The sequence below is a fragment of the Megamonas sp. Calf98-2 genome, from assembly GCF_900110235.1.
GTDB lineage: Bacteria > Bacillota > Negativicutes > Selenomonadales > Selenomonadaceae > Megamonas > Megamonas funiformis.
The window spans coordinates 14,022-27,194 of the sequence record NZ_FOCY01000030.1 but is presented as its reverse complement, the minus strand read 5'-3'; the positions used below and the strand labels follow the sequence as shown (position 1 = coordinate 27,194).

Genomic DNA, 13,173 nt, shown 5'->3' with positions numbered 1-13,173 from the left:
CATCAACCTTCTTTGGAGAGATATAGTAAGACCTGCTATTTTAGTAGGCAAGTATCGTTTGTATCCAAGAATCCCCTGCCTTTAGGCATGGGGAGTATGTCAATGATGATTGTATTGGTAGAGGAAAAACTATCAAAGAAGGCGGTGCAGTATATGATTTCATATCTGGACTTCAAGTCGGTATTGCCAATATGGCAGACTCTTTAGCTGCAATTAAAAAATTAGTTTTTGAAGAAAAGAAAATCACACCAACTCAACTTTGGAACGCTATTTTAGATGATTTCCAATCTGATGAAAATAAAAAAATTCAGGCAATGTTGATTGATGAAGTGCCAAAATATGGTAATGATATTGATTATGTAGATAATCTTGTAGTTGAAGCTTATGATTCTTATTTAGATGAAATCAAAAAATATCCAAATACTCGTTATCATAGAGGCCCAATCGGTGGTATTCGCTATGGCGGTACATCTTCAATCAGTGCTAATGTAGGTCAAGGTATGGGAACAATGGCGACACCTGATGGAAGAAATGCTTATGAACCACTTGCAGAAGGTTGTAGCCCTGCACATAATGCAGATAAAAATGGGCCAACAGATGTATTTAAATCTGTTGCTAAATTGCCAACAGAAAAAATAACGGGTGGAGTGTTATTAAATCAAAAAATGACACCGCAAATGCTTTCTACAGAAGAAAATAAACAAAAATTAGAAATGTTAATTCGTGCTTTCTTCAATAGACTGCATGGATATCATGTTCAATATAATATCGTATCGAGAGAGACTTTGATTGATGCACAAAAATATCCAGAAAAACATAAAGATTTAATCGTACGCGTAGCAGGTTATAGTGCCTTTTTCAATGTTTTATCTAAGAAAACTCAAGATGATATCATCGGTAGAACTGAACAATGTTTATAATTTTAAATTGAATTTTTATTGAAATATATATAAGACTCAAATTAGTGTAAATGCTGATTTGAGTCTTTTTGTTTATAAATTTATAGATATAGAATTTTGATGATATAATAAATTTGCAGTTTAGATGATTAAATTTTATAATATAGTTTAATCTATATTGGAGGTTAGATGAGATATGGGATATATAATTAAGCGAATTTTTAATGCATTTATTGTTTTATGGATAGTTATAACTATAACTTTTTTTCTAATGCATGCTATACCAGGAGGACCTTTTACGGCAGAAAAATCTTTGCCTCCATATGTATTACATAGTATAGAAGAAAGATATAAATTAAATGACCCTTTATATAAACAGTATGGTGATTATTTATGCAATTTAGTGCAAGGCGATTTAGGACCATCATTTAAATATCCAGGTCGTAGTGTAAATGATATCATCAAAGATGGTTTTCCAGTATCATTTAAATTAGGGATAGAAGCAATTTTAATAGCAATTATCATCGGCATACCAGCGGGAATATTAGCAGGTGTGAAAAAAGATAAATGGCAAGATAGGGCAGTTAATTTTTTTACGACTTTAGGAGTTGCTGTGCCTAGTTTTGTTGTGGCGGCATTACTTATATATGTATTATCGACGAAATTACATTTATTGCCGGCTGCTATGTGGAATGGTTGGCGATATGAAATCATGCCAGCTTTGGCTTTATCAGGAATGCCAATGTCATTTATCGCTAGATTGACGCGTTCTAGTATGTTGGATATTTTATCACAAGATTATATAAAAACAGCGAGAGCCAAAGGTTTATCATGGAGCAAAGTTTTAATAAAACACGCTTTGCCGAATTCATTAATTCCTGTAGTAACTTATTTAGGACCAATGACAGCTAGTATTTTGACAGGTAGTTTTGTCATTGAAACTATTTTTGCGATACCAGGTTTAGGGCAATATTTTGTAACTAGCATTTATAATCGAGATTATACTGTAATTTTAGGTGTAACAATTTTTTATAGTGTGATTGTAATTGTTTTAAATATGGTAGTGGATTTACTTTATCCGTTATTAGACCCACGCATTAAAATCGGTGAAGAAAAAGGTGAATGAAGATGATAAATAAAGATTTATTTGTGCCTTTAGAGCGAGAAATTTTGCAGGTGCAAAAAAAAGAAGAAACTTTGGGATATTGGCAAGATGCGTGGATTAGGTTAAAGAAAAATAAAATGGCTTTGCTGGGATTAATTATTATCGTATGCTTAATAGTTGTAGCTATTTTTGGCCCTATTTTTTCTAGCCATACTTATGATGAACAGAATTTGATGATGACGAATAGTTCTCCAAGTTGGGAGCATTGGTTTGGTACAGATAATTTGGGGAGAGATATTTTTATTCGCGTGTTATATGGTGCGAGAATTTCTTTAGCTATTGGTATAGTGGCTAGTTTATTAAATCTTTTTATTGGTGTAATCTATGGCGGAATAGCAGGTTTTTGCGGTGGCAAGATTGACCGCATAATGATGAATATTGTGGATATTTTATATAGCGTACCGACTTTATTATATGTGATTTTATTGATGGTAATTTTAAAGCCAGGGCTTATCAATATTTTTATTGCTTTAGGTATTGGTTATTGGCTACAGATGGCAAGAATTGTGCGTGGTCAAATTTTATCAATGAAGGAACAAGAATTTATTTTGGCAGCTAGAACAATAGGCGTATCGAAAAAAAGAATTTTATTTAGACATTTATTGCCAAATGCTATGGGTGCAATCATTGTAACAATGACACTGGCTATTCCTGATGCAATATTTACAGAAGCTTTTTTGAGTTTTATCGGACTAGGTGTTTCTGCACCAATGGCTAGTTGGGGCGTTTTAGCGTCAGAAGGTGTAAATAATTTACGTGCATATCCTTTTCAATTATTTTTTCCAGCAGTAGCTATCAGTGTCACTATGTTGGCTTTTAACTTTTTAGGTGATGGTCTGCGAGATGTTTTAGACCCTAAGATGCGTCGTTAAAATAGTGAAGAAATGAGTGTTTACCATGGAAGAAAATAAAGAAATTTTACAAGTAAAAGATTTAGCAGTTGCTTTTCAGACTTATCGAGGAAAAGTAAAAGCAGTACGCAATGTCAGTTTTGCTTTAAAAAGAGGACAAGCTTTGGGCATAGTGGGCGAGTCAGGCTGTGGAAAATCAGTAACGGCTCATGCTATCATGGGTTTATTGCCTAAAGAAAATAGCATAATTGAAAATGGTCAGATTTTATGGCAAGGTCAGGATTTAGTTAATTTTCAAGATGAAGATTTAGCCAAAATTCGTGGCAATAAAATTGCGATGATATTCCAAGATCCAATGACATCTTTAAATCCTGTACTTACAATTGGTACGCAGATAAAAGAAGTTTTATTTTTGCATAAACAATTATCGGATAAAGAAGCGACAGAAAAAGCTGTAGAATTATTAAATTTAGTAGGGATACCATTTGCCCCAAAAAGATTGAAAGATTATCCCCATCAATTCAGTGGCGGTATGCGTCAACGTGTGATGATTGCAATGGCACTTGCCTGTGAACCAGAATTATTGATAGCAGATGAGCCGACAACAGCTCTTGATGTAACTGTGCAGGCACAAATTTTAGATTTATTGAAATCTTTACAAGAAAAATTAAATATGTCCATCATTATGATATCGCATGATTTAGGGGTTATTGCCAATATTTGCGATGAAGTAGCAGTTATGTATGCAGGTCAAATCGTAGAAAAAGCAAATGTTGATGATTTGTTTTATCATGCACATCACCCTTATACGCGAGGTTTATTAAAATCTTTGCCTCATTTAAATTTAAATAAAGAAGATAAATTATATGTGATCGATGGACAGCCACCAGATTTAAAAGAAAGTATTGATTATTGTCCATTTGTCAAACGATGTACAAAAGCAATGAAAATCTGTATGCAATTGATGCCAGAAAAGACACAATTAAATAAAGATCATTATGTAAAATGTTGGTTGGAGCATGAATTTGCACCCAAAGAGAATAGGGAGGAATTTTGATGAATTTATTAGAAGTCAAAAATCTACATAAAGATTTTGTAGTGAAGCGTTCTTTTTGGGGAAAACCAAAACAAATTTTAAAAGCAGTAAATGATGTCAGTTTTTCCATAGAAGAGGGAAAAACATTAGGTCTTGTAGGTGAGTCAGGCTGTGGAAAATCAACTACAGGTAGAACTATTATTGGCTTATATAAACCGACAAAAGGTAAAATCATATTTGCAGGCAAAGATATTTCACAAAATAAAGAGATGATAAAAGATATTCAAATGATATTCCAAGATCCATATGCTTCATTAAATCCAAGAATGACAGTGGCAGATATCATTGAAGAGCCTTTGCTTGTGCATAATTTATATACAGATAAAAAACAAAGACAAGAGCGTATATATGAATTGTTGGAATTGGTAGGATTGAGTAAAGAGCAGGCAAACCGTTTTCCTCATGAATTCAGTGGCGGACAAAGACAGCGTATCGGTATAGCTAGAGCACTTGCTTGTGAACCTAAACTGATTATCTGCGATGAACCGATTTCGGCACTTGATGTATCTATTCAAGCACAAGTCGTAAATTTACTAGAAAAATTACAACATGAATTAGGTTTGACATATTTATTTATCGCTCATGATTTAGCTATGGTGCGTTATATCAGCCAAAAAGTAGCAGTTATGTATCTAGGGCAAATTGTAGAACTTGCCGATACAGAAGATTTATATACAAATCCTCTACACCCATATACGAAAGCATTGTTATCTTCAATTCCATTGCCAGATCCACAAAAAGAAAAACATAAACAGCGAATTATCTTGCAAGGTGAATTGCCAAGTCCATTAAATCCGCCAAAAGGTTGTCCATTCAATACGCGTTGCCCAAAAGCTAAAGAAATTTGTAGACAAAAATTACCTGAAATGAAAATGATAAATAACAGATATGTACGTTGTCATCTTTATGATGAATAAGTAAAAGCACTATAGTTTTCATGCTATAGTGCTTTTTTATAAATAAATTATTTTTTTTCGTTTAATTCAAAGATGATATCGCGAATTTGAGCAGCTCGTTCAAACTCTAAGTTGCGAGAAGCTTCTTGCATTTCTTTAGTTAAAGAAAGAATTAATTTTTTCTTTTCTTTAACAGTCATTTTCAATTTTTTCTTTGGTTTTTCAGCATCATAACTTGCTTTTTCTTCTGCAACCATAGTAGTTTCAATGAGATTTTTTATTTTCTTTTGAATTGTTTTCGGTGTTATATGATGTTCTTGATTGTATTTATCTTGGACTTCTCGACGACGCAGAGTTTCATCAATGGCTTTTTGCATAGAATCGGTGATGCGGTCGGCGTACATGATTACTTTACCATGAGCATTTCTAGCAGCACGACCAATTGTCTGAATGAGAGATGTCTCTGAACGCAAGAAGCCTTCTTTATCAGCGTCTAAGATAGCTACTAAAGAGACTTCTGGCATATCCAAGCCTTCACGTAATAAGTTAATCCCTACGAGTACATCAAATTTTCCTAGACGCAAATCGCGAATGATTTCCGCTCTTTCAATAGTGGCAATATCAGAATGAAGATAACGGACTTTGATACCCATTTCTTTTAAATAATCAGTGAGATTTTCAGCCATTTTTTTAGTCAAAGTAGTGATGAGTACACGTTCATTTTTCTTAGTGCGGATTTTTATTTCTCCAAGTAAATCGTCCATTTGCCCTTCAAGTGGGCGAATTTCTATTTCAGGATCTAATAGACCTGTTGGACGGATTATTTGTTCTACTACTTGATTTGCTTGTGCTAATTCAAATGGTGCTGGTGTAGCAGAAACATAGATTATCTGATTGATATGATCGAGAAATTCTTCAAAGCGCAAAGGGCGATTATCAAAGGCGGAAGGCAAACGAAAACCGTTATCTACAAGTGATTCTTTGCGTGAGCGGTCGCCTGCATACATAGCTTTTATCTGTGGTATAGTAACATGAGATTCATCAATGACGATTAAAAAATCATCAGGGAAATAATCAAGAAGTGTATACGGAGCTTCGCCAGCTTTTCTGCCTGTTAAATGGCGTGAATAATTTTCGATGCCAGAGCAATATCCCATCTCTTCCATAGTTTCTAAATCATAATTTGTGCGTTGTTTCAAACGTTGAGCTTCTAAGAGTTTATTATCATCTTCAAGGATTTTTAATTGCTGTTGAAGTTCTTCTTGTATGGAGTCGATAGCTTCTTTCATATGTTCTTTAGAAGTTACATAGTGAGAAGCAGGATAAATTAAAATGTGTTTGCGTTGACCATAGACTTCGCCAGTCAATGTATCTACTTCTAAAATGCGGTCAACCTCATCACCAAAAAGTTCAATGCGGATAGCTCTATCACTATAGCCAGCAGGAAAAATTTCAATGACATCACCACGAACGCGAAATTTACCACGGTCAAAATTTATATCATTGCGTTCATATTGGATAGAAACTAATTTTCGCAAAATATCATCACGAGGATATTCTTGACCTTCACGTACAGATAAGACTAAATCATAATAATCTTCTGGTGAACCTAAACCATAGATACAAGATACGCTAGCAACAATGATGACATCACGACGTTCGAATAAAGAACAAGTTGCAGAATGGCGAAGCTTATCAATTTCATCATTGATGGAAGAATCTTTTTCGATATAAGTATCTGTTTGGGCAATATAAGCTTCTGGTTGGTAATAATCATAGTAACTGACAAAATATTCTACAGCATTATGCGGAAAAAATTCTTTAAACTCACTAGCTAATTGTGCAGCTAGCGTTTTATTATGAGCGATAATAAGTGTAGGTTTTTGGACTTTTTCAATTAATTTAGCGATAGTGAAAGTCTTTCCTGTACCTGTAGCACCTAATAAAACTTGTGATGTTTGACCATTTTGAATGCCTTGAGCTAAAGCTTCAATCGCTTGAGGTTGGTCGCCTGTAGGTTCAAAAGGTGCTTCTACTTTAAAGGGAATTTTATTTTCAGTTTGTAATGTATTTAATTTTGGTATGTGTACCATAAAATCATCTCACTTATAATATTAATATTTAGATTTAATGATAAATGGAGAAGAATATTTTTTCAATATCATGATATAATTATTTTAATAAACTGAGAAAAGAGGTTATAAACATGATTTTTGGCAATCTTAAATATGCAGATAAGTATGATTTTTTGGCAGAAAAAATTAAAGCTTGTTTTACTTATGTAAAAGAGCATGATTTAACTACATATGAAAAAGGTAGTTATAAAATAAATGGCGATGAGTTTTTTGTTAATATCGAAAACTATGCTACAGTAAAACGTGAAGAGCGCTTTTGGGAAGCACATAAAAAATATATTGATGTGCATATGATTATTGAAGGAAAAGAAAGTATTGATGTGAGCTTTTGCGATGATATGCAAATAAAATCATTTGATGAAAATCGCGATTTTGTGGAATTAATAGGTGAAGAAAAAGCTACTGTTAACTTAATTAACAAAGGTGATTTTCTAATTTGTTATCCAGAAGATGCTCATCGTACAGCTATTATCTGTCAACAAAGTCAAACTATAAAAAAAGCTATCTTTAAAATTAAATTATAAGAAAAAAATAGCATGCTTAGAATAATACTTAAGCATGCTATACGCATAATAATAAAACAATATAATGATTAGTTTGGAATTTTGAGCAATGATTACTTTATGTTTGCTGAAGACATAAAGTAAAACCGATAAATAAAAAACCCCTTTTCGCTTTGAAAAGAGGTGAATAGACACATTGAGTAAATTCTAAAATTTACTGTCTAATCTCCTCCCCATCGCTCGCAGGTATGGCAATTAAAATAAATTAATTGCACACGGTGATTGTTAATCAGGCAGTTCTCCTGACTCGAGTTCATTACTATATCCAAGCCTTCCCAGTTTCCCAGTGACATAAATTTGGATAAGTTCCCTCATACAGTGGCGGGACCGTTTCAGCTTAATAATAAATTACGTACTGAATTCCCTATTAAGTCCAAATGGACACCTGATTCATTGAACTATATTCAGTTCTTTCTTAGAATATCACTATATAGAATATGTGTCAATACTCTATATAAAATAATTATCTTAAAATTATTTTATATAGAGTATTGACACATATATAAAATAAAAAGTATAATAAAGGCGACAAGTTGATAATGAAACCTTATAGGTGCATATTTATGCTTAATAGGGAAGACGGTTAAAATCCGGCACGGTCCCGCCGCTGTAAAGAGGAGCAAACTTCATGAATGTCACTGGGAAACTGGGAAGGCGAAGTGAGCAATGATACTGAGTCAGAAGAACTGCCTATAAGAAGCATCGTCGTTTGACCTGCGAGAGACGGGGAGAGATGTAGTAGAATGTATATGTTTTTTATACATGTAAATTCTAATTATAATTTTCTACCGTTTTTCATATATTGTTTATGAAAAGCGGTTTTTCTGTTTATAGAGATAATCCATGAAGATGGCTCATGATTATCTTAAGCAAGTGCCATCGATGTATCATATTAATTTGTTGTAAATTATGTTTAATTTACTGAAAAATTTAATCATTATTATGATTAGCATAAATGCTTGAATAATTTAATAAAAATGGTAAATAATATTTGGGGAATATATATTACCAATCCAGCCATCACTAAATTTAGTGATGGCTTTTTTATAAATTTTATATTTAATATCTAGGTAGGAGGAACTCGAACCATTTATTAGATATATAAGAGTATTTATTAACTATTCAATAATAGTATTAAATTATCCCCTTAAATGAAAATGCAGAAGCAGAGAAGGGAAATTATTATATATGGAACAAGATAAAACACTTGGCGAAGAAATTCGACAAGAAGAACAACAAGAACAAGATATTCCTGCTGTTACTTTTGATGAGTTTGAAATTCCTTCATATGAAGAATGGAAAGAAGCTGTAGTGGCATTATTGAAGGGAAAACCTTTTGAAAAAAGTATGTTTACTAAAACTTATGAAGGTATTACATTAAACCCTATTTATCGTATGGAAGATTTAGAAGGGTTAACTCATAATAAGACTTATCCAGGAATGGAAAGTAATTTACGTGGAGCTAATGCTAGTGGTTATATACATAAACCATGGACAATAGCTCAAGAGTGTGATGCTAAAACTCCTAGTGAAGCCAATGAAATGGTAAAATATGAATTATTAAAAGGTTCAACAGCTGCAAGTGTAGTTTTGGATACAGCAACACGTAAAGGTTATGATGTAGATACAGCTAATAAAGAAGAAATCGCAGATATTGGTGTTTCTTTATCGACTTTATCAGATGTAAATAAATTATTAGATGATGTTGATTTAGAAAAATTTGAAATTGATATCTATGCAGGTGCTTCTAATATAGCATTACTTTCTGCTGTTGCAGTGGTGTGTGAACAGAAAAAATTATCACTAAAAAAACTTCATGGTGCTATTACAGCAGATCCTATTGGAGAATTAGCTTTAGATGGAAAGCTTACACGACCTCTTGATGAATATTATGATGAAATGGCTCATAGTATTTGTTGGGCAGAAAAATTTGCACCAGAATTAAAGACTGTAGTAGTAAATACAGATGTTTATCACAATGGTGGTGCAAATGATATTCAAGAAGTAGCATATGCCATGAATGAAGCTGTAACATATATGAAATCTATGGAACGACGTGGCATTGATGTGAATACTTTTTGTCGTCATTTACGTTTTCATTTTAGTATAGGTGCAAATTTTTTTATGGAAATTGCTAAATTACGCAGTGTGAAAATGATTTGGGCTCAAATTGTTAAAAATTGTGGTGGAGATGATATAGCTCAAAAAATTAATATATATGTAAGTACATCGTCTTTTTGTCAAACAGTATATGATCCTTATGTAAATTTACTTCGTGCAGCTACACAATCATTTTCTGCTGTTGTTGGTGGTATGGATGGTATGTTTGTAAAACCATTTGACCATTGTATACGTCCTAGTGATGAATTTTCTCGTCGTATTGCACGAAATATTCAAATTATGGAGCAACATGAATTTAATTTTATTCAACCAATAGACCCTGCTGGTGGTAGTTGGTATCTTGAACCATTGACAGAAGAGTTTACTCAAAAGGCTTGGGCAAAATTTCAAGAAATTGAAGCTCATGGTGGTTTAATAAAAGCTTTAGAAAATAATACTGTGCAGATAGCTATTAATGAAGTATTACAAGCTCGTTTTAAAAATTTAGCAACAAGAAAAGATCGTGCTGTTGGTAATAATATGTATCCAAATATGACTGAAAAATTATTGGAAGTACCAGAAATTGATTTTGATAAAATTATAGCAGATAGAAAAATGGCAATTAAAGTTAATGTAAAAGTACGTGATAATGATTATGTTAAATTATTATTATCGGAAATTGGTAAACGTGATTTTAGTGAACATGGTTCATTAATAAATACAGTTAAACAGACTATTAAAGCGGGTGCCACTTTAGGTGAAATATCTACAGCACTTACAGGAGAGGCGACAGGTGAAGTTATAGAAGCTATTTTGCCACATCGCTGGACTGAAAGATATGAACAACTTCGTCATCGCACAGAAAAGTATCTAGAAAAAACAGGGGAAAATGTAAATATTTTCCTTGCTAATATGGGACCTATTCCACAGCATAAAGCACGTGCAGATTTTGTTACTTCATTTATGCAAGTAGCAGCATTTAATGTACTTACTAATAATGGTTTTCCAACAGTAGAAGAAGCTGTACAAGCAGCTATTGATTCAAATGCTGATGTAGCTATTGTTTGTTCTACAGATTCAACTTATCCAGAACTCGCACCAGCTGTTACTTCTGGTATTAAGGCTGTAAAACCTAGTATGAAAGTTTTTTTAGCAGGTGCACCAACACCAGAATTAAAAAAAGCATGCGATGAAGCGGGTATGGACGATTATATAAGTGTTCGTTCTAATTGCTATGAAACTTTACTTCGTATGCAAAAAGAAAAGGGGATGATTGAATAATGTCTAAAATACCAGATTTTACACAAATTCCTTTTCAGCAAGCAATACAGAGTGAGGTCGCTTTTGCTAAATGGAAAGAAAGTTTAAAAGCAGAAACTGGAAAATCTTTTGAGGAAAATTTTTATCGCACTATGGAGCAAATAGATGTAGCACCACTTTATGATGAAAATGTTTATAAAGATTGTAATCATTTAGATTTTGTAGCAGGTATTCCACCATTTTTGCGTGGTCCATATGCAACTATGTATGTAACAAGACCATGGACAGTACGACAATATGCAGGTTTTTCTACAGCAGAAGAATCAAATGCTTTTTATCGTAGAAATCTTGCAGCTGGGCAAAAAGGTTTATCTATTGCTTTTGACTTAGCAACACATAGAGGCTATGATTCAGACCATCCTCGTGTAGTAGGAGATGTTGGTAAAGCAGGAGTAGCAGTTGACTCTATTTTAGATATGGAAATATTATTTAAAGGCATTCCACTTGATCAGATGTCAGTATCCATGACTATGAATGGTGCAGTACTTCCTATCATGGCTTTTTATATTTTGGCTGGTGAAGAACAAGGTGTAGATAAAGCTGTTATGGCAGGTACTATTCAAAATGATATTTTAAAAGAGTTCATGGTACGTAATACTTATATTTATCCACCAGCAGCTTCAATGAGAATTATTGGTGATATTTTTGAGTATACTTCTAAATATATGCCTAAATTTAATAGTATATCTATTTCTGGTTATCATATGCAAGAAGCAGGTGCAACAGCAGATATTGAATTAGGTTATACATTAGCTGATGGTCTTGAATATTTGCGTACAGGTACAGAACATGGATTAACCATTGACCAATTTGCACCACGATTATCTTTCTTTTGGGCTATGGGGAAAAATTATTTCATGGAAATTGCTAAAATGCGTGCTGGTCGTATGCTTTGGGCTAAAATTGTCAATTCTTTTCATCCTAAAAAGACAAAATCTATGGCTTTACGTACACATTCTCAGACTTCTGGTTGGAGTCTTACAGAACAAGATCCATTTAATAATATTACTCGAACTTGTATTGAAGCTATGGCAGCAGCTCTTGGTCATACACAATCTTTACACACGAATGCACTAGATGAAGCTATAGCTCTTCCTACAGACTTTTCAGCTCGTATTGCTCGTAATACGCAATTATACATTCAAGATGAAACTAAAGTATGTAAGGTAATTGACCCATGGGGTGGTTCGTATTATGTAGAATTTTTAACAAATCAACTCATAAAAAAAGCTTGGGCACATATTCAAGAAATTGAAGCTCTCGGCGGTATGTCTAAAGCAATTGATACAGGTCTGCCTAAAATGCGTATAGAAGAAGCAGCAGCACGTCGTCAAGCTCATATTGATTCTGGTAGTGAAAAAATTGTTGGCGTAAATTATCTTCGCTTAGATAAAGAAGATCCACTTGATATTTTAGAAGTTGACAATACAGCAGTTCGTTTAGCTCAGATTGAAAGACTTAAAAAATTACGTGCAAATCGTGATAATGACAAAGTTCGTTCTTGTCTTGAAGCTATCACTCGTTCTATGGAAACAGGTGAAGGTAACTTATTAGAATTAGCTGTAGAAGCAGCAAGAGCACGTGCATCTAAAGGTGAAATTTCTGATGCAGTAGAAAAAGTTTGTGGTAGACATAAAGCAATTATTCGTTCTATATCTGGTGTATATAGTAGTGAATTTAGTGATGATGATGTTATTAAAGAAGTTCGTGATATGACAGATAAGTTTGAAGTGGAATATGGTCGTCGTCCCCGTATCTATATTGCTAAAATGGGACAAGATGGTCATGATCGTGGAGCAAAAGTAATTGCTACTGCTTTTGCTGATATGGGTTATGATGTTGATATTGGTCCATTATTCCAAACACCAGAAGAAGCTGCTCAAGATGCTGTTGATAATGATGTGCATATTGTAGGTATGAGTTCCTTGGCAGCTGGTCATAAAACTTTAATGCCACAACTCATTGAAGAATTGAAAAAACGTGGTCGTGAAGATATTATGGTAGTAATTGGTGGGGTAATACCTGCTCAAGATTATGATTTCTTATATGAACATGGTGCTGCTGCCATTTTTGGACCAGGTACGATAATTCCTGTTTGTGCAAAAAAAGTATTGGAGCTTCTTAACAAACGTCTGGAGGACTGATGTT

9 protein-coding genes and 2 riboswitches are annotated in these 13,173 nt (G+C 33.4%); of the genes, 8 read left to right on the top strand and 1 reads right to left on the bottom strand.

Features of this window, described 5'->3' with window-relative positions:
- Positions 1-53: 53 nt before the first annotated feature.
- The 5 genes from BMX03_RS09060 to BMX03_RS09040 all read left to right on the top strand — a co-directional run bounded on the left by BMX03_RS09060 (position 54) and on the right by BMX03_RS09040 (position 4,928).
- Positions 54-920, top strand: a complete 867-nt coding sequence (locus BMX03_RS09060) for a pyruvate formate lyase family protein (protein ID WP_369816099.1) — start codon at positions 54-56, stop codon at positions 918-920.
- A gap of 175 nt (positions 921-1,095) precedes the next feature.
- Positions 1,096-2,025 carry an ABC transporter permease gene (locus BMX03_RS09055; RefSeq protein ID WP_008538339.1) on the top strand — a complete coding sequence of 310 codons (930 nt, stop codon included), beginning with the start codon at positions 1,096-1,098 and terminating at the stop codon, positions 2,023-2,025.
- Positions 2,022-2,936: an ABC transporter permease gene (locus BMX03_RS09050; protein WP_159432655.1), complete on the top strand. Its 915-nt coding sequence runs from the start codon at positions 2,022-2,024 to the stop codon at positions 2,934-2,936. The genes BMX03_RS09055 and BMX03_RS09050 overlap by 4 nt, the downstream gene beginning before the upstream one ends.
- A gap of 25 nt (positions 2,937-2,961) precedes the next feature.
- Positions 2,962-3,972, top strand: a complete 1,011-nt coding sequence (locus BMX03_RS09045) for an ABC transporter ATP-binding protein (protein ID WP_091694984.1) — start codon at positions 2,962-2,964, stop codon at positions 3,970-3,972.
- The gene (locus BMX03_RS09040) at positions 3,972-4,928 is read left to right on the top strand and encodes an ABC transporter ATP-binding protein (RefSeq protein ID WP_091694982.1); all 957 of its coding nucleotides are present in this window, start codon (positions 3,972-3,974) and stop codon (positions 4,926-4,928) included. The genes BMX03_RS09045 and BMX03_RS09040 overlap by 1 nt, the downstream gene beginning before the upstream one ends.
- 47 nt (positions 4,929-4,975) lie before the next feature.
- Here the strand turns inward: BMX03_RS09040 and uvrB are convergent, their stop codons facing one another.
- Complete coding sequence (uvrB, locus tag BMX03_RS09035; protein ID WP_091694979.1) at positions 4,976-7,000, bottom strand: excinuclease ABC subunit UvrB; 2,025 nt, start codon at positions 6,998-7,000, stop codon at positions 4,976-4,978.
- Between the two features lie 113 nt (positions 7,001-7,113).
- Between uvrB and BMX03_RS09030 the strand changes: the two genes are divergently transcribed.
- From BMX03_RS09030 to scpA, 3 genes are all read left to right on the top strand, one after another.
- Positions 7,114-7,566, top strand: coding sequence for a NanQ anomerase/TabA/YiaL family protein (locus BMX03_RS09030; protein ID WP_091694976.1), 453 nt, complete (start codon positions 7,114-7,116; stop codon positions 7,564-7,566).
- Positions 7,567-7,819: 253 nt separating this feature from the next.
- Positions 7,820-8,009: riboswitch (cobalamin riboswitch) on the bottom strand.
- 130 nt (positions 8,010-8,139) lie between these two features.
- A riboswitch (cobalamin riboswitch) is annotated at positions 8,140-8,314 on the top strand.
- A 479-nt stretch (positions 8,315-8,793) separates the two neighbouring features.
- Positions 8,794-10,986: a methylmalonyl-CoA mutase family protein gene (locus tag BMX03_RS09025; protein WP_022227982.1), complete on the top strand. Its 2,193-nt coding sequence runs from the start codon at positions 8,794-8,796 to the stop codon at positions 10,984-10,986.
- Positions 10,986-13,169, top strand: coding sequence for a methylmalonyl-CoA mutase (gene scpA, locus BMX03_RS09020; RefSeq protein ID WP_008538331.1), 2,184 nt, complete (start codon positions 10,986-10,988; stop codon positions 13,167-13,169). Before BMX03_RS09025 ends, scpA begins: the two co-directional genes overlap by 1 nt.
- Positions 13,170-13,173: the final 4 nt, after the last annotated feature.